Annotated in this window: 15 protein-coding genes and 2 riboswitches; of the genes, 13 read left to right on the forward strand and 2 right to left on the reverse strand. The window is 72.9% G+C overall.

Translation table 11 applies throughout. From position 1 onward, the window contains the following. The first annotated feature begins 136 nt into the window (after window positions 1-136). From ACFVH5_RS32130 to ACFVH5_RS32190, 13 genes are all read left to right on the forward strand, one after another. Entirely contained in the window at window positions 137-2,335 is a 2,199-nt protein-coding gene (locus tag ACFVH5_RS32130) for a glycoside hydrolase family 27 protein (RefSeq protein ID WP_385837234.1), read from the forward strand. 73 nt (window positions 2,336-2,408) lie between these two features. Further along, window positions 2,409-3,695, forward strand: a complete 1,287-nt coding sequence (locus ACFVH5_RS32135) for an ABC transporter substrate-binding protein (RefSeq protein ID WP_385837236.1) — start codon at window positions 2,409-2,411, stop codon at window positions 3,693-3,695. Between the two features lies 1 nt (window position 3,696). Further along, on the forward strand, window positions 3,697-4,641 hold the full coding sequence (locus ACFVH5_RS32140; protein WP_384807373.1) for a carbohydrate ABC transporter permease: 945 nt from the start codon (window positions 3,697-3,699) through the stop codon (window positions 4,639-4,641). Further along, entirely contained in the window at window positions 4,641-5,537 is an 897-nt protein-coding gene (locus ACFVH5_RS32145; RefSeq protein WP_385837237.1) for a carbohydrate ABC transporter permease, read from the forward strand. Before ACFVH5_RS32140 ends, ACFVH5_RS32145 begins: the two co-directional genes overlap by 1 nt. Beyond that, window positions 5,534-7,663 carry an alpha-galactosidase gene (locus ACFVH5_RS32150; RefSeq protein WP_385837238.1) on the forward strand — a complete coding sequence of 710 codons (2,130 nt, stop codon included), beginning with the start codon at window positions 5,534-5,536 and terminating at the stop codon, window positions 7,661-7,663. Before ACFVH5_RS32145 ends, ACFVH5_RS32150 begins: the two co-directional genes overlap by 4 nt. Window positions 7,664-7,730: 67 nt before the next feature. Next, window positions 7,731-8,504 carry an SDR family NAD(P)-dependent oxidoreductase gene (locus tag ACFVH5_RS32155; protein WP_385837239.1) on the forward strand — a complete coding sequence of 258 codons (774 nt, stop codon included), beginning with the start codon at window positions 7,731-7,733 and terminating at the stop codon, window positions 8,502-8,504. 58 nt (window positions 8,505-8,562) lie between these two features. Then, entirely contained in the window at window positions 8,563-9,318 is a 756-nt protein-coding gene (locus ACFVH5_RS32160; RefSeq protein WP_385837240.1) for a FadR/GntR family transcriptional regulator, read from the forward strand. Next, on the forward strand, window positions 9,315-10,460 hold the full coding sequence (dgoD, locus tag ACFVH5_RS32165) for a galactonate dehydratase (protein WP_385837242.1): 1,146 nt from the start codon (window positions 9,315-9,317) through the stop codon (window positions 10,458-10,460). Before ACFVH5_RS32160 ends, dgoD begins: the two co-directional genes overlap by 4 nt. Before the next feature lie 2 nt (window positions 10,461-10,462). After that, on the forward strand, window positions 10,463-11,323 hold the full coding sequence (locus ACFVH5_RS32170) for a hypothetical protein (protein ID WP_385837243.1): 861 nt from the start codon (window positions 10,463-10,465) through the stop codon (window positions 11,321-11,323). 35 nt (window positions 11,324-11,358) lie between these two features. Beyond that, on the forward strand, window positions 11,359-11,991 hold the full coding sequence (locus ACFVH5_RS32175; RefSeq protein WP_385837250.1) for a bifunctional 4-hydroxy-2-oxoglutarate aldolase/2-dehydro-3-deoxy-phosphogluconate aldolase: 633 nt from the start codon (window positions 11,359-11,361) through the stop codon (window positions 11,989-11,991). Beyond that, window positions 11,988-12,977 (forward strand): SMP-30/gluconolactonase/LRE family protein, encoded by a 990-nt coding sequence (locus ACFVH5_RS32180; RefSeq protein WP_385837244.1) that lies wholly within the window; start codon window positions 11,988-11,990, stop codon window positions 12,975-12,977. Before ACFVH5_RS32175 ends, ACFVH5_RS32180 begins: the two co-directional genes overlap by 4 nt. Then, window positions 12,974-13,975 carry a sugar kinase gene (locus ACFVH5_RS32185; RefSeq protein WP_385837246.1) on the forward strand — a complete coding sequence of 334 codons (1,002 nt, stop codon included), beginning with the start codon at window positions 12,974-12,976 and terminating at the stop codon, window positions 13,973-13,975. The genes ACFVH5_RS32180 and ACFVH5_RS32185 overlap by 4 nt, the downstream gene beginning before the upstream one ends. A gap of 167 nt (window positions 13,976-14,142) precedes the next feature. Further along, window positions 14,143-14,314, forward strand: a riboswitch (cyclic di-AMP (ydaO/yuaA leader). Window positions 14,315-14,370: 56 nt separating this feature from the next. Beyond that, window positions 14,371-15,930 (forward strand): C40 family peptidase, encoded by a 1,560-nt coding sequence (locus ACFVH5_RS32190; protein ID WP_385837247.1) that lies wholly within the window; start codon window positions 14,371-14,373, stop codon window positions 15,928-15,930. Between the two features lie 8 nt (window positions 15,931-15,938). On the opposite strand, the gene ACFVH5_RS32195 is transcribed toward ACFVH5_RS32190, so the two are convergent. After that, on the reverse strand, window positions 15,939-16,496 hold the full coding sequence (locus tag ACFVH5_RS32195) for a GNAT family N-acetyltransferase (protein ID WP_385837248.1): 558 nt from the start codon (window positions 16,494-16,496) through the stop codon (window positions 15,939-15,941). A 99-nt stretch (window positions 16,497-16,595) separates the two neighbouring features. Next, the gene (locus tag ACFVH5_RS32200; protein WP_385837249.1) at window positions 16,596-17,384 is read right to left on the reverse strand and encodes a glutathione S-transferase family protein; all 789 of its coding nucleotides are present in this window, start codon (window positions 17,382-17,384) and stop codon (window positions 16,596-16,598) included. Window positions 17,385-17,640: 256 nt separating this feature from the next. After that, window positions 17,641-17,788, reverse strand: a riboswitch (SAM riboswitch). Between the last annotated feature and the right edge of the window lie 173 nt (window positions 17,789-17,961).

Raw genomic sequence — 17,961 nt, forward strand, 5'->3', positions numbered from 1 at the left:
AATTAATATTGACAGGGTTTCCGGCCACGGGCCACAGTCTTCGCCGTGACGCCGACGGCCGCCGCCACAGCGCGGCCCACGTCACGCCCTCGTGCTTCCCAGCGCTTTCGTGCTTCCCAACCATCGGGAGAGGCAAGTGATTTCACACCCGCAGGTCCGCACACCCGCGGCTCGGAGACTGACCCGTCGCGCCACCACGGCCGCGATTGCCACGGTCCTGGCGGTGACCGCGGCCCCCGCGGCCACGGCCGGCACCGGCAGGACCGGGACCGGGACCGGCGTCGACCAGGGCGCGCCCGAGTACTACGACAGCGGTCTCGCGCCCACCCCCTACATGGGCTGGAACACCTACTACGGCCTGGGCGCGCCCACCGAGAAGGAGGTGCGCTCCGTCGCGGACAAGCTGGTCAGCAGTGGTCTGCGCGACAGCGGCTACGACATCGTGTGGCTCGACGGCGGCTGGCAGGCCGACAACCCGCGCGACGCGCGGGGGAACCTGGTCGCCCACCCGGACCGCTTCCCCTCCGGCATCCCGGCGCTCGTCTCGTACCTGCACGAGCGGGGCCTGAAGGCGGGCATCTACACCGACGCGGGCGCCTACGACGGCGGCAAGAGCTGCGGACTCGGCAGCAGGGGCCACTACGACGAGGACGCGCGGCAGTTCGCGGGCTGGAAGATCGACGCGGTCAAGGTCGACTTCCTGTGCGGGATCGGGGCGAAGCTCGATCCGGGCCCGGCGTTCAAGGAGTTCAGCGACGCGGTCGCCAAGTCCGGCCGCAGGATGCTGCTGAACCTGTGCAACCCGCTCACCGACGACTGGGGTGTGCCGCACACACCCGAGCAGGACGCGCACAACTCGTACGTCTACGCCCCGACGATCGCCGACTCCTGGCGTACGGGCACGGACATCGCGTGGGGCACCCCGAGCCCCGGCCAGTGGCCCAACGTGCTGCGCAACATGGACGCCAACGCCTGGCACCCCGAGGCGCAGGGGCCCGGCCACTACAACGACCCCGACTACCTCATCCCCACGCGGCGCATGAGCGACGGCTCGCTGGAGCTGACGGAGGAGGAGTCGACCACGCAGTTCGTGATGTGGGCCGAGATGGCCTCGCCGCTCGTCCTGGGTTCCGATCCGCGTACGTTGTCGCCTTCGATGCTCAGGACGCTGCGCAATCCGGAGATCGTCGCCGTCGACCAGGACCCGCTGGCCGTCCAGGGGGTGCGGGTCGCGAGCGACTCCGTGGGTGACGTCTACAGCAAGGTCCTCCAGGGCGACGGCCGGCGTGCGGTCGTGCTGCTCAACCGCTCCGACGAGCCGGCCGAGCGCACGGTCCGGTTCTCCGACGTCGGGCTCGGCGGGGCGGTGGACGTCCGTGACCTGCGGGCCCGTGCGGACCGGGGCGCCCACAGCGACACGTACACGGTCGAAGTGCCCGCGCACGGTACCGCGTTCCTGAAGCTGACCGGCGCCGACGCCCTGCCCGGGAGCAGCCTCGGCCGGAAGGCCTCGGCGAGCCCGGCCGTGGTGCGCGACGGCGACACGCTCACCACGTTCCTGCGCGGACCGAACGGCTCCCTCGTCCAGCACACCACCACGTCCGACGGCAACGGACGGGGCGGCCGGACCCGGGACCTCGGCGGTCCCACGGGAGGCAGGTTCCTGGGACAGCCCGCCGCGTACGCCTCGGCCGGCGGCCGCATCGACGTCTTCGTGCGCGGCACCGACTCCCGCGTCCACCGGCGGGTCTTCGCCGACGGGCGCTGGGGCGCGTGGCGGAGCCTGGGGGGCCGGGTGACCGACGCGCCGACGGTGGCGTTCACCGACCCCGGCCACTGGACGCTGGTCGCCCGCGGCACCGACGGGGAGGTCGTACAGCGCGGCCCGTCGACCGACTGGTCGTCGCTCGGCGCACCCGACGGGCGGTCGACGTACGGGCGGCCGTCGGCCGTCGTCGACTCGGACGGGCGGATCCACCTGGCCGTCCGCACCGCCGCCGACGACGTGTGGACGCGGACCCGGACGGCGGCGGGGGAGTGGTCGCCGTGGACGTCGCTCGGCGGAACCGTCAGCGGCAGCCCGACCCTCGTCACGGCCGGGAACAGCGTCGTGCTGTACGCGCGCGCCGCCGACTACACGCTCTGGCAGCGGCGTCACGAGGCCGGAGCCTGGCAGGGCTGGACGAAGCGGGACGAGTTCCCGAGCGCCGCGTTCGAGGGCTCGCTGGGAGCGGTGGCCGGTGTGGCCGGGCCTGACGGCACGGTCGGTGTGGACGCGGTGTACCGGGGCGTCGACGGTCGGGTACACCTGACGTCGTTCAGCCCGTCCAAATAAATTAGTAATTATTCTTGACGTGGCGTGAGCGCCACGCGAATCTGGATCAGCGCGGATCCACAGGGAGCCCTCCATGACGAACCACCAGACCAGCAGACGCCGGTTTCTCGCCGGTGCCGGCGCCGCCGGGACAGCGGCGCTGCTCAGCGGCTGTGTCACCGCCACCTCCACCGGCAAGAGCTCGTCCAAGGGCTCGGTGACCCTCCAGTCCAACCTCTCCGCCCCGCAGGCCAAGGCCGCGATGGAGGACGTCGTCGCCGCGTACGCCAAGAAGGGGTCGGCGAAAGCCAGCCTCAACACGGTCGCCGCCGAGACCTTCCGCACCCAGCTGCCGACCTACCTCACCTCCGCCAACCCGCCGGACGTCTACACCTGGTACCCCGGGTCGGTGGCCGACGCGTACGCGAAGAAGGACCTGCTGCTCGACCTCGGCGAGGTCTGGTCCTCGCCCGACCTCAAGGGCTACTCCAAGGCCCTGAACAGCCTCTGCACCTCGGCCTCCGGCAAGAAGGTCTTCGTACCGACCACCTACTACTGGTGGGGCATGTTCTACCGCAAGTCGAACTTCGCCAAGTGGGGTGTGAGCGAGCCCAAGAGCTGGGACGACTTCCTCGACCTGTGCGACAAACTCAAGAGCAAGGGCGTCGACCCGATCGGCCTGGGCGCGGGCGGCAACACGGCCTGGGTCGCCTCGGCCTGGTTCGACTACCTGGACATCCGCATCAACGGCGCCGAGTACCACCGCCAACTCCTCGCCGGGAAACACCGGTTCGACGACCCCGAGGTCCGCAAGGTCTTCGACCGCTGGCAGGAACTGCTGCCCTACTTCGACCCGAACGGCACGGCCGTCGCCTTCCAGGACGCCACGACCTCCCTGCTCAACGGCCGCAGCGGCATGATGCTCATCGGCACCTTCTTCGCGGACGCCGCACCCAAGGACGCCCTCGACGACATCGACTTCTTCCGCTTCCCCGTCATCGACCCGAAGGTCCCGCTCGCCGAGGAAGCCCCCACGGACGGCTACTTCGCCAGCGCCCGCACCGGCCGCCACGACCAGGTCGTCGACCTGATGCGCTACCTCGCCACCGCCGAGGCCCAGGAGATCTACATCACGGGGTCCTCCGGCACGGTCCTGCCGTGCAACCCCGACGCGAAGGACTCGGGCACCGCCCTGGTGAAGAAGGGCCGGGCGCACATCGAACAGGCCGCCGAGATCACCCAGTTCTTCAACCGGGACTCCAGCGACGCCCTCCAGCCCACCGCCGACAACGCGCTGACCAAGTTCATCGCCAAGCCCAAGCAGATCGGCTCCATCCTCACCGACTGGCAGCGCGACGCCGCGAAGATCTGGAACGCCTGACATGCCCGACACGGCCGTCCTGACCGCCCCCGACCGAAAGGCCCCCGCCCCGCCGCCGCCCCGGGGCAGGCGGAACCGGGGCCCGCGCCGCACACCCCCGCTGGTCCTCGCCTTCGTCCTCGTCCCCCTGCTCGCCGAGGCGCTGTGGGTGTTCTGGCCGGCGCTCCAGGGCTTCTACCTCGCCCTCACCAGCTGGGACGGCGTCTCCGCACCGAAGTTCGTCGGCCTGGACAACTTCCGCGAGATGGCCCACGACGACGTCTTCCTCGACGCGACCGGCCACACCGTGCTCTGGCTCCTCCTCTTCGGCGGCCTGTCCGCCGTCCTGGGCCTCGGCGCCGCACTCGTGCTCCAGCAGGAACGGCGCGGCGTCGGCTTCTACCGCGCCGCCCTGTTCCTGCCCGTCGTCTTCTCCCTGGTCGCCACCGCCCTGGTGTGGCAGGCGATCTACCAGCCCGACGGAGTCCTCAACCAGCTCCTCGAATCGGTCGGCCTCGGCAACCTGCGCCACGCCTGGCTCGCCGACCAGGACACCGCCCTGTACGCCGTGATGGTCCCCGCGCTCTGGCGCCAGATCGGTTACGTGATGGTCCTGTACGTCGCCGGCCTCAAGGGCATCGACCCGGCGCTGTACGAGGCCGCCAAGGTCGACGGCGCCGGTGCCTGGCAGCGGCTGCGGCACGTCACCCTGCCCCAGCTGCGCAGTGTCAACGCCGTCGTCCTGTCCGTCATCGTCATCGACTCACTGCGCTCCTTCGACGTCGTGTGGTCGCTGACCCGGGGCGGCCCCTACCACTCCTCGGAACTGCTGAGCACGTACATGTACTCCACCGCCTTCCAGTCCCTGCGCCTCGGTTACGGGTCCGCCCTCGCCGTCGTCATCTTCGTGCTGGCCTTCGGCGTCATCTGCTCCTATCTCGTCCGCGCGTTCCGGGAGGCCGACTGATGCCCGCCCCGTCAGCCCCCTCCGCCTCCTCGACCGCTTCCTCGTCCCCGTCCGCCTCCGCCACCGCGCTGCGCCGCAGGAGGGCCGCCACCGCGGGGTTCCACCTCGGCGCGGGCACCCTGGCCGTCCTGTGGCTGCTGCCCATCGCCCTGGTCCTGGTGACCAGCCTGCGGTCCTTCGACGACATCGCCGCGCACGGACTGGGCAGTTGGCCGCACTCCTTCACCCTCGGCAACTTCGGCCAGGCCTGGAACGACGGCGGCCAGCAGCGCGCCCTGATCAACAGCCTGCTGGTCACCGTGCCGGCCGTCCTGGTGACGCTCGCGCTGGCCGCCATGGCCGCGTTCGGGCTCAGCCGCTACGACATGCCGTTCCGCCGCTCCCTGCTGCTGCTCATGCTCGGCGGCAATCTGCTCCCGCCGCAGATCCTCCTGATCCCGGTCTCCAAACTGAGCGAACTGCTGGGCATCTACGACACCCTGCCCGCACTCGTCGGCGTGCAGATCGGCTTCGGTGTCGGCTTCTACGTCTTCGTCCTGCACGGGTTCATGCGGTCGATCCCGCCGGAGATCCAGCAGGCGGCGGTCGTCGACGGCGCCGGGCCCTGGCAGATCTTCTGGCGGATCATCCTGCCGCTGACCCGCCCGGCCCTGGCGGCCCTCAGCGCACTGTCGTTCACCTGGATCTTCAACGACCTGCTGTGGGCGATCACCGTGCTGCGCAGCGACACCAAGATGCCGATCACCGCCGCCCTCATCGGACTCCAGGGGCAGTACGTGTCCATGTGGAACGTGATCGCCGCCGGTTCCGTCATCGCCGCGGCGCCCACCGTGATCGTGTTCCTGCGGTTCCAGCGGCACTTCGTGGCCGGCCTCAACCTGGGAGCGGTGAAGTGACCACGCCTGAGCGCTGGATCCTGCGCGCCGAGACCAGCAGCTACACCGTGCGGCTGTCCCCGGACGGGCCGTGGGCCGAACTGGAGGCCTGGGGGCCGACCGGTGTCGAGGACGGCCCGTCCGCCCTCGACCGGTCGCGGCGCACGCACTTCATCACGCCCGCGGACGCGGCACCGGCCGAGTATCTGCCGTACGGGCTGCGGCCGTTCACCGGGAGCGAGCTCGTCGCGTCCCGGCCGGGCGGGGAGCGCGGCTCGTGGTGGCACTTCGACGGCGCGGAGGAAGGCAGTCCCGCAGGCGGGGAAGGGAGCAGTGGTCTGCGGCTCGCCTTCACCGACGACGTCCTGGGCCTGCGTACGGTCCTCTGTTACGAGGTGGTGCCGGGCACGGACGTGATCCTGCGCTGGACCGAACTGACCGCGACCGACGGCGAACTGCGCCTGGAACGGCTCGACTCGGCCGCCGTGAACATCCCCGTCACCGGCGCCGCCCGGCTGACCTGCCTCACCGGCCAGTGGTCGCAGGAGTTCCAGCGCACCCGACTCGACCTGCCACGCGGAACGTTCACCATGGGCAGCGTCCAGGGCGTGCCCGGCCACGCGTACGCGCCCTGGCTCGCGGTGCAGGACGGCGCGAACGGCGCGGACGGGACAGCCGGGGGCGGAGGCGCGGCGTACGGCATCGCCCTCGAATGGTCCGGCAACTGGCACATCACCGCGGAGGCCGAACCGGGCGGTCTCGTCCGCGTCCGCGCCGGGCGGGTCCCGCACGAGGGCGCCGTGTTCCTGGCGCCCGGCGAAACCCTCACGACCCCCCGACTGGCCTGCGCGTTCAGCTCGGACGGCCTCGACGGGCTCTCCAGGGTCTGGCACCGCTACGAACGCCGGCTCTCCGGCGAGCGGCTGCACCGGCCCCGCAAGGTCCTCTACAACTCCTGGGAGGCCACCGGCTTCGACGTCGACGCGGCCGGGCAGCTGGAGCTGGCGAAGGCCGCCGCCGACATCGGAGCCGAACTGTTCGTCGTCGACGACGGCTGGTTCACCGGCCGCACCGACGACACCGGGGGCCTCGGCGACTGGTACCCGGACCCGGCGGCCTTCCCGCAGGGCTTCGGCCGGTTCGTCGACGACATCCGGGGACTCGGCCTCGACTTCGGCCTGTGGGTCGAGCCCGAGGCCGTCAGCCCCGGCAGCCGCCTGTACGCCGAACACCCCGAGTGGGCCTACCGGATCGAGGGCCGCCCCGCCCGCCTGGTCCGCAACCAACTGCTCCTCGATCTCGGCCGTACCGACGTCCAGGACTTCGTCATCGGTACGCTCGACCGGCTGCTGACCGCGTACGACATCAGCTACCTCAAGTGGGACATGAACCGGCCGCCCACCGAACGCGGCCGCCCGGACGCCCCGCCCGACGCCCGGCTCGACCTGGACGCCGAGCACGTCGCCGGATACCTGCGCGTCCTCGAACACCTGCGCGCCACCCACCCGGACGTCACGGTCGAGGGCTGCGCGGGCGGCGGCGCACGCATCGAGCACGCGACCGTCGCGCGCACCGACGTGGTGTGGCCCAGCGACAACACCGCCCCGCTGGACCGGCTGTCCATCCAGTACGGCTTCCTGCACGCCCACGCCCCGCACGTCATGAGTTCCTGGGTCACCGACGCCCCCGGAATCTTCGACCCGCGCCCGCGCAGTCTCGCCTTCCGGTTCGTCAACGCCATGTGCGGAGTCCTCGGCATCGGCGCCGACCTGCGCGCCTGGACACCCCAGGAACGGGCCGAGGCCGCCCGGTGGATCGCCCGCTACAAAGACGTACGGGAGACCATCCACCAGGGCGAGGTCCACCTCCTCGGCACCCCCGAGGACCCCACGTACGGTGTGCAGTACGACGACCCGCGGTCGGAACGCACGGTCGTCGCGGCCCTCGGCACCGGACGCCTCGACGGCGCCCCGTTGCTGCCCGGCCGCCCCGACCGGCTGAGACTGCGCGGCCTCGACCCGGGAACGCGCTACCACGACGCCGGATCGGGCCGTACGTACAGCGGGGCGCACCTGCTGCACCACGGTCTGCCGTTCACCTGGAGCGAGGGCCACGACGCCGAGCTGGTGGTGCTGCGGCGGCGGTGACAGCGGTCCGGCATATGTTTTCGGGACGGACGGCCGTCCCCCGCACGCGAAGGAGTCGAACCCCACGATGGAGCAGCCCGCACGACCGCCCGGCGCCCGCTTCGCCGGCCGCACGGCCGTCGTCACCGGCGCGGCCTCCGGCATCGGAGCCGCCACGGCCGAACGCCTCGCCGAGGAAGGGGCCGCCGTGGTCCTCGCCGACCTCACCGAGGACCGGGGCGAGACCGTCGCCGCGCGCATCACGAAGGCCGGCGGCCACGCACGGTTCGTACGGGCCGATGTCGCCGCGGAGGACGACTGGACCCGGATCGTGGCCGCCGCCCACGACTTCGGGCCCGTGGACGTCCTCGTCAGCAACGCCTACACCGTCGAGGTGACGCCCGCCCACGAGATGTCCCTCGCCTCGTGGCAGCGCCAGCTCGCCGTCAACACCACCGGCGCCTTCCTGGGCTTCCGGGCCCTCCTGCCCGACCTGCGGACCCGCCGGGGAGCGGTGGTACTGACCTCGTCCGTCCACGCGAACAGGGGCATCCCCGGTCACCCCGCGTACGCCGCCTCCAAGGGCGCCCTGCTCTCCCTGTGCTCGCAGCTCGCCGTCGAGTACGGGCCCGAGGTGCGCGTCAACGCCGTCGTACCCGGCCCGATCCTGACCGCCGCCTGGGACAGGGTCACGCCCGAGGACCGGGAACGCAGCATCGCGGAAACGGCCGCGCGCCGCTTCGGCTCACCGGACGAGGTGGCCGCGGCCATCGCCTTCCTCAGCGCCGGCGAGGCCTCGTACATCACCGGGACGAGCCTGGTGGTGGACGGCGGCTGGAGCGTGGTCAAGGCCTCCGCATGACCACGACACCGCACCCTCACACGCATACGCCCCCCTCACAGAGAAAGGCCGTACGACAATGACGCCCTATGCCCGCCGCGGCGTGCACGGCCAGACCGTGGAAGTCCTCGCCCGCCGCATCCTGGGCGGCGAGATCCCCGAGGGGGCCACGCTGGACCTGGTGGCGCTGCAGAGCGAGCTGGACGTGAGCCTCACCGCTCTGCGCGAGTCCCTCAAGGTGCTCGCCGCCAAGGGGATGGTCGACGCCCGCCAGAAACGCGGCACGTTCGTCCGCACCCGTGCCGAGTGGAACCTCCTCGACGTCGACGTGCTGCGCTGGCAGTTCGAGGGCGGACGCACCTCCGAGGCCGACGAGGCGCTGCTGCGGAACCTCGCCGAGGTGCGCGCCATCATCGAGCCCGCCGCCGTGCGGCTGGCCGCAGACCGGCGCACCGACGCCGACCTGGCGGCCCTGGACGGCGCGCTCGACGCGATGGGGGAGGGCGGCGGCGACGCCGCCCACGCCGTCGAGGCCGACCTCGCCTTCCACCGGGCCCTGCTGGCCGCCACCCACAACGAACTCCTCGAACGCATGGAGATGGTGATCGAGTCCGGGCTGGCCCACCGCGACCGCATCGTGCACAGCGCCCCGCACAGCGAGGACCCGGTCCCGGCGCACCGGGCGGTCCTGGACGCCGTACGCGACCGGGACCCGCGGGCCGCCGAGACCGCGATGCGGGCCCTGCTCGACCAGGCGGGCCGCGACCTGGACCGCCTCGGCGACGCCGATGACAGCCCTGTGCCCGACGCGACGGAAGGCTCCCGCTCCCAGTGAAGATCACCCGTATCGAGACCTTCCTGGTCCCGCCCCGCTGGCTGTTCTGCCGCGTCGAGACGGACGACGGTGTCGTCGGCTGGGGCGAACCGGTCGTCGAAGGGCGGGCCGAGGTCGTGCGCGCCGCCGTCGACGTGCTGGCCGAATACCTCGTCGGCCAGGACCCGTTGCGCATCCAGGACCACTGGCAGGTGCTGTCCAAGGGCGGCTTCTACCGCGGCGGCCCGATTCTCTCCAGTGCCGTCGCCGGGCTCGACCAGGCCCTGTGGGACATCGCGGGCAAGACGTACGGGGCTCCGGTGCACGCCCTGCTGGGCGGCCCGGTGCGGGACCGCGTCCGCGTCTACGCCTGGGTCGGCGGCGACGAACCCGCCGAGCTGACCGAGCAGATAGCCGCCCAGGTCGAGGCGGGCTTCACGGCGGTGAAGATGAACGGCGCCGGGGCCACCTCGCCCATCCCCACCCCGGCCGAGACCGCCGCGATCGTGGGCCGGGTGGCTGCCGCCCGCGAGGCACTGGGCCCCGACCGGGATGTCGCCGTCGACTTCCACGGCCGTTTCACGGCGGCGGGCGCACGCCGTGTCCTGTCCGAACTGGGGCCCCTGCACCCGCTGTTCGTCGAGGAGCCCGTCGTGCCCGAGCACGGCCACCTGCTGGCCGGCCTCGTCGCGGCGAGCCCGATCCCGCTCGCCACCGGTGAACGCCTCTACGGGCGCGCCGACTTCCTGCCCGTGCTCACCGCGGGCATCGCGGTCGCCCAGCCTGACCTGTCCCACGCCGGGGGCATCTCGGAGGTGCACCGCATCGCCTCGCTCGCCGAGACCCACGGCGCGCAGCTCGCCCCGCACTGCCCCCTCGGCCCGATCGCCCTGGCGGCCAGCCTCCAGATCGCCTTCGCCACCCCCAACTTCTTGATCCAGGAGCAGAGTCGGGGCATCCACTACAACAAGGACGCCGACCTGCTGTCGTACCTGGTGGACCCCGAGCCGTTCCGCTTCGTCGACGGGCACGCCTCGCGCGGCGACGCCCCCGGTCTGGGCATCACGATCGACGAGGCCGCCGTACGGTCGGCCGACCGGTCGGGACACGCCTGGCGCAACCCGGTGTGGCGGCACGCCGACGGCTCCTTCGCGGAGTGGTGAGCATGCCCCTTGAGGTGGTCACCGACCCCGCCCACGGAGGCCGTTGGACCTCCCTGCGCACGACCGCCGGCCGGGAGTGGCTGTGGCACCGCGAGGCCCCCGAGCGGGCGGGGGCCGCGCCCGGCGACGCTTTCGTGGACGCGGGCGGCCTGGAGGAGTGCGTCCCCACGGTCCGGGGCGGACCGGACCACGGGGACGCGTGGACACGGCCCTGGACACCGGTCCCAACACCGGATCCGGACCATGTCCCGGGTCCGGAGCGGGGGGACGACGACCGGTACGTCGTCCGCTGCGACCGGTTCACGCTCAGTCGCACGATCCGCGGCACCCCCGACGGAGCGGAAGCCGACTACGTGCTGACGGCCGACGCGGGCTTTCGCTTCGTGTGGGCCGCTCATGCCCTGCTCGATCTGTCCGACCGGGCGAGCGTGCGCATCGGCGACGGGGCGCGGACCCGGCTCTTCCCCGAGGCGGCCCCGCTGCTGGCGCGGCCGTGGCCCAAGGGCGCCCCGTGGGTGGAGGGGGACTGGCCCGCCCCCTGCGGACTGCGTCTGGACCGGTTCGGCCCGGACGACGGCACCGCGGTCGGCGCCGTCGTGGACGCCCCCGGCTGCTGTGTCCACGACGGCCGGGACCGGCTGTCCCTGGCCCTGGAGGCCGACGGGCAGCCCACGTCCGTCGCCCTCTGGCGCAACCTGGGCGGCTTCCCCGCCGGGCGCCCCTACCGCAGCACGGGCGTCGAGCCCATGCTCGGCCGTGTTTTCGACCTCGCCGACGTGGGTCCCGGCGACGCGGCCCGGGTACCCGTGTCCGGCGAGGTGCGGTGGCGGCTGACGCTCACCACGCACTGCCGCTGCACCTGAACCGACCCGTACCACAAGGAGTCTGCATGGACCTGCTGGATCTTCGAGCGGCCCTCACCGCCCACCGCTTGGTCGCGATCGTGCGCGGCGACGACCCGGAGGCGGCGGTACGCACCGTGCTGGCCCTGGCCGAAGAGGGGATCGAGCTGATCGAGGTGTCCCTCAGCGGCAAGGACGCCCTGTCGGTCATCGAGCGGGCCCGCAAGGAACTCGGCCCCGACCGCCCCCTCGGCGCCGGTACGGTCCTGACCGCCGACGACGCCCGCGCCGCCCGGCAGGCCGGTGCGGACTTCGCCGTCACCCCCGCGCTCGGGGACGGCGTCACCGCGGCACGCGAACTGGGGCTGCCGGTCCTGGCCGGGGTGATGACCCCGACCGAGATCCTGGCCGCGCGGACCCTCGGCGTCGCCGCCCTGAAGATCTTCCCCGCCGCCCAGGCCGGTGGCCCCGCCTACCTCAAGGCGCTGCGCGGCCCGTTCCCGCACGAGCTGTTCGTGCCGGTGGGCGGGGTCGACGGGGCCGCCGCCCGCGCCTATCTGGCGGCCGGGGCGACCGCCGTCGGCGTGGGCTCACCGCTGATCGGGGACGCGGCCGACGGCGGCAGCCTGACCGCGCTGCGGGACCGCGCGCGGGCGTTCCTCGCGGTGGCGAACGAGGGCATGTCGTGACCTGCCCCGAAGCCGAAGCCGAAGCCGAAGCCGAAGCCGAAGCCGAAGCCGAAGCCGAAGCAGCGGCAGAGACGAGGGCAGGGGCAGAGGCAGCCGTCCTCGGCCCCGACCGTCTCGAACTCGGCGAAGGCGTCCGCTGGACGGACGACCACGGCATCGTGCTCGTGGACATCCTCGCGGGCCGCCTGCTCACCGCCACCCCGGACCGTCCCGCCGAGCCCTTCCGGCAACTCGCCCACCTGCCCTTCCCCCTGGGCGCGGTGGCCCCCGTGGCCGACGCCCCCGGCATCTGGATCGCCGCCGCGGGAACCGGCATCTGTCTGCTCGCCCCGGACGCCCCGCCGCACTGGCTGGCACGGCCCGAGGCGGACGCCGCACGGCCCATGCGCATGAACGACGGGACCGCCGACCCCGCCGGCCGCTTCTGGGCGGGCAGCATGTCCTACGAGGCCGACGACGGAGCCGGCTCCCTCTACCGCGTCGACCACGACGGCACGGTGGTCCGCGTCCTCGACGGCATCACCGTGCCGAACGGGCCCGCCTTCACGGCCGACGGCCGCACCATGTACCTGGCCGACAGCGCCCGTGGAGTCGTCCGGCGTTACCCCGTCGACCCCGCCACCGGCGCCCTCGGCGCCTCGGAGGCGTACGTCACCGTCGACGACGGCAGCCCCGACGGCATGGTGGTGGACACCGAGGGCGCGGTGTGGATCGCGGTGTGGGGCACCGGCACCGTACGCCGGTATCTGCGGGACGGCCGCCTCGACCGCACCCTGCGGCTGCCCGCACGGCAGCCCGCCGGAGTGTGCCTGCGGGAGGACCTTCTGTACGTCACCAGCGCCCGCGTGGGCCTCGCCGCGCCCGGCCCGTACGACGGCGCCGTGTTCACGGCCCGGGTCGGCGTACCCGGGAGACCGGCGGACGCGTACCGGAGCCACGCCCCAGGCCTCCGTGGCCTCAACTCGCCCCGGAAGGAAGCGGTATGAGCAGTACGTCCGTGTCCCGCGCCGACTGGCGGCCCCGTGAAGGGCCGGTGGTCTGCGTCGGGGAGACCATGGCCGCGTTCGCCCCCGCCCCGGCCGAGTCCCTGGAGAGCGCCGAGGACCTGCGGGTGTCGGTGGCCGGGGCCGAGTCGAACGTGGCGATGTATCTGGCCGACCTGGGCATCCCCGTCGCGTGGCTCTCGGCGTTGGGCGACGACGCGTTGGGACGGCGGGTGCGCGCCGCGGTCGGCGCGGCCGGCGTCGACGTCGGGGGAGTCCGGCACGACCCGGAGCGGCCCACGGGCCTGCTCGTGAAGGAGCCGGCCGCCACCCGTACCCGCGTCCACTACTACCGCGGGGGCTCGGCGGCCTCGGCCCTGGGCCCCGAGGTGCTGAAGGACGACCGGCTGCGGTCCGCCTCCCTCGTCCACCTCACCGGGATCACCCCGGCCCTGTCCCCGTCCTGCCGGAGCCTGGTCGAGGAGGCCCTGGCCACCCCGCCGGACGAACGCTCGTACTCCATCAGCTTCGACGTCAACCACCGCCGGGCGCTGTGGCCGCCCGGCACGGCCGCCGCCGTACTGCGCGAGCTGGCCGACCGCGCCGACCTCACCTTCGTCGGCCTCGACGAGGCACAGGACCTCTGGGACGCCGACCTCGAACCGGACGGCGTACGGCGGCTGTTGCCGCATCCGCGCCTCCTCGTCGTCAAGGACGGCGGCCGATCGGCCACGGTCTTCAGCGACGAAGGCTCCTGGACCGTGCCCGCTCTGCGCACGGACGTGGTGGAGCCCGTCGGCGCGGGGGACGCCTTCGCCGCCGGGTTCCTGAGCGGTCTGCTGCGGGGCGCCGGCATGGAGCGCGCGCTGCGGCTCGGACACATCACGGCCGGTTCGGCACTGCAAGTGACCGGCGATCACGGCCCGTTGCCGGACAACACCCGGATCGAGGAACTTCTTGGCCTCTCCACGCCCGACTGGTCCCGGGTGAACCGCGAGTGACGGACCGGTCGCGGTGAGGTGGTCAACGGTCCAAGGTCACCGTCGGGTACGACGAAGGTCACAATTACATATCGGACACTTCGCACTTCAATCTTCACGCGAGACACACAAGTTGGCTAAGTTGACGGCTGGGCCGTACGACTCCCTCCGGTGAACCTCGCCGGGTCGCGCGGTCTCCGCCGAATCCGACCGGCCTTCGTGGCGGCCGGAGCCGGAGGTCCAGTCGACTTCAGGGTGAATCGGCCCAACTGTCCCCCGGGCAGAGGCCGTAGGGCATGCCTTTCGGAACAGTCCGCCCGAACCCGACAGTCGGCCCGGCAGGCGGTGCACGGAAGGAGTCGTCTCCCATCGCGCCGGAACGAACGCAGCGCCCCGGAGGCACCGGCCTCCCCGGCATGTCCCGCTCCGCCCTCGTGAAGGCGGCCCCCTCTTCCGTGGACCAGTTCGCCTCCGCAGGCATTCCCGCGCAGCGGGGTGATGAACCCAGCCGCGAGGAAGTACAGCAGCGGATCACCAATCTCTACGACCGTGTCGAGAACGCCACGGGCAACATCAACGTGACCCGTGCGATGAGCACCACGACCCGCGACGCCCGACCGGCGTCAGGGGACAGGGGCGGCCGGGGCGGAGCGGGCGATGCCGCCGCCCCGCTGCCGGACGTCGCGAAGAAGTGGTTCGACGTGGGCCGCTCGCAGCTGGGCCCGGTCTTCCCGGCGGTACTGCCGCCCGACAGGATGCCGGACCGCGGTTCTGCCGGATCGCGGCCCGCCGACACGGGCGGCCGTCCGGGCGGCGGTGGCCGTGAGGGGCGCGGCGGACGTGAGGGTTCCGACAAGCCCGTCCTGGAGCTGACCGCCGGCCCGAGCGCCGGCCCCGGCGCCGGAGGCGGAGCCGGGCCCGTCGCGGAACTGACCGCGCGGCCCGTCGCCGAACTGACCGCGGGACCCGCCGCCGCGCTGCCGGCCCTTCCGGCCCAGCGTCAGGCGGCCGACCGGGCCATGCCCGGGACGTCCGGCGGACCGTCGCAGGCGACACTGCGGACTTCGAAGCAGCGGAACCAGCGCAAGCTCGGACAGGCCCGCGACCTGCTGGCCGGACACGCGGCCCGGCGCGGTCCCGCGCCCGTCGCGGAACTGCAGCCGTTCCAGGCGATCGAGGGCGCCTGGGGACCTGCCGCCCAGGCACAGAACTACCGCGCGGCAGCGCCCGCCGTGGACGCGTGGCAGCAGCCGTCCCTCGGCACGGACATGCGCGCGGGCACGGACATGTACGCCGGTACGGCCATGTACCCCGGCATACCCGGTACGGGAGCGGGTCCCGCCGCCGACCGGAGCATCGGCAACGGCGTGTACCCCGGGGTCGACCAGTACGCCGGTGCCCCCTACGCCGGTGGCCGGCAGAGCGACACGAGCATGTACGTCGACGCGAGCACCCCCATCGCCACGGGAGTCGCCCTCGACATGCAGGCCGCGGCGAACCCCGGATACGGCATGCCCGCTCCCGCCCCTGCCCCCGCTCCCGCCCCGGCTCCTGCGCCCGCCTACACAACGCCCCCCTACGGCACGCCCGTTTATGCCGCGCCCGACCCCGGGTACGGCGGACAGGGCGCCAGGGCCGTCGACTTCGCACGCGCCCAGATCGGCAAGCCGTGCGTATGGGGCTCGATGGGACCGGGCTCGTACGACTGCTCCAGTCTCACGCAGGCCGCCTGGAAGGTCGCCGGAGTCGCGCTCCCGCGTTCCGCCCAGGACCAGGCGACCGCCGGCACGATGGTCCCCGTGTCGGACATCCGGCCCGGTGACCTCGTGCTCTTCAGCGTCCAGGTCGGTCACGTCGGCATCGCCACGGGCAACGGCATGATGATCCACGCACCGAGCCCGGGCGTCGCCATCCGCGAGGAGTCGATCTACTGGGCCGGCGAGGCGGCGATCCACAGCGTGATCCGCCCCGCCTGAACCAGGGCTCAGCGTGACGGTGGCGTCCTCGCCGGCTCCGTGAGCGCCTTGGTGAAGCAGACACTGAACGGATTGCGGTCGTACGGGGCGTACGGCCGCACCTCCTGCCAGCCCTCCCGCGCGTAGAGCGCCCGCGCCTCCGGCTGGAGCGCGCCCGTCTGCAGCCACAGCCGGTCGACGCCGAGGGCCAGCGCGGTCGACTCCACCGCCGCGAGGGCCGCTCGCGCCAGCCCCCGGCCGCGGTGGTCGGCGTGCACGAACACCCGCTTCACCTCGTGCCGGTCGGGCAGCCTGCGCAGCGAGGCGGTGGCCACCGGCACACCGTCGGCGTAGGCGACCCAGGTGACGACGATCTCCTCGGCCGCGGGCCGCGGCGCACGTACGCGCCGGTGCTCGACCGGTGCGTAGCGCGGGGCCAGTTCGGCGGACATCTGCTCCCGCAGCCGGGCCGGGGCCGGGGCGTCCCACTCCTCGGACACCCAGCGGACCGCCGGCCCCCGCCGGACGGCCCGGGTCCCCACCCCGGCCTCTTTGCCGGGTTCCTCCCCGACTTCTCCCTTGATCATGCGCACATGCTCACACCGGCGGGGGAGGTGTGTCGTGGGCCCGGGCCCGCTGTTCGCAGAACGGAAACACCCTGTTCGCAACGGCGGCCGGGCGGCCGTCTAGCGACCCGTGCGTCCGCCGCCGAGGAAGGCCGGGTGCCGGCCGAGCCGCCGGACGTACCCGTCCAGGTGGAGGTACGCGGACAGGGCGCCGCCGGCCGTGTCGAGATGGGTGAGTGCCACCCAGAGATCCACGTCCGCGGCCGTGATCGCCTCCCCCAACACATAAGGGCTGGACGCCAGTTGATGATCGAGCAGGGCCAGTGTCGCCGCCCGCGCGTGGGGCGGCGAAGCCGGTGTGACGTCCCGGGTGAGGAGTTCGCGCACGGCGTCGATCTCCGCGGCGAGGGCCGGCGGACGCAGCGCGGGCAGGCCGGGCCCTTCGTCGTCCCGGAGATCGGCGAGGTCGGCGAGGTCGCGCAGGATGTCGGGCGTGTGGTTGCTGACGACGCGTCCGCTCCACCGGTCGCACAGCGCGGGCGCGGTCAGCGGGCCGTCGTAGTGGTGCCAGGTCGCCTCGTAGGCCCGGCGCAGCGAGGCGAAGGCGTCCGGCGTCTCGGCGGGGCGGGTCAGCACAGTGGTGGCCGTCGAGTGCTCAAGTCCCAGCAGGGCGACGGTGATCGAGACGCGCAGCGAACGCTGACAGCCTTCGGACAGATACAGCTGATAGCGGTGCGGCGCCGGGTAGAAGCCGCCGGCGAGGCCGACACCTATGCGGCCGCGGAAGCGGTGCGGACGCGCGGTCGCGCTCGGTGCGACCGTGCCGCAGGCGGGTGCGCCGGTGCCGGCCGTACGCGCGGCCGTGGCGAAGGTACCTGTGCTCGAACCGCGGGAAACTGTCTCGGGCATGGCTCTCCAGAGGGAATCGCGGAAGCCCTGGCCGCCTTGTGGGCACCAGTGGCGAAACGGAGTGACTGCGCTGTGTCGTGCACGTCCGGCAGGCTCCACGGGTCCGACGGGTCCGGATCGAGCGGACCGGAAGGACCGGGTGGACCGGCGGCGGACTAGTAAGCGCTGGAGACGCGCAACAGATCGATGTGCAGTCGCCTCGTCAAGCCGTTCCTGGGCAATTCCCACCCGTCCCGGTCGGGGCTCGCACGAGGCGAGACCACGCTTGTCCCGCCGCACCGGCGGAACCCGGTCGTCACCCGGGGCACCCCGTCGCGGTGGAAGGGTTGCCTGTCAGCGGGCCGGAGCCGATGACCGCACGGACGGGGGAGGACCCTGTCCGACGGGCGCTGACAATCGTGACCGTCCCCGCAAGTGTCGGTGCGCTGCGTGAGTGTCGTCAAGATGCCGAGACGACGTCTCAGTAGGTGGGCAGTGGCCCGTGCGGGTCGGTGGGGGTTGGCCGCGCAGTTCCCCGCGCCCCCGGGGGCCGGGCGGCCGGTGTTCCCCCTGGAACCGCGGCATGGGACCTCCGGCA

This window comes from Streptomyces sp. NPDC127119, assembly GCF_042677425.1.
Taxonomy (GTDB): Bacteria; Actinomycetota; Actinomycetes; order Streptomycetales; family Streptomycetaceae; genus Streptomyces.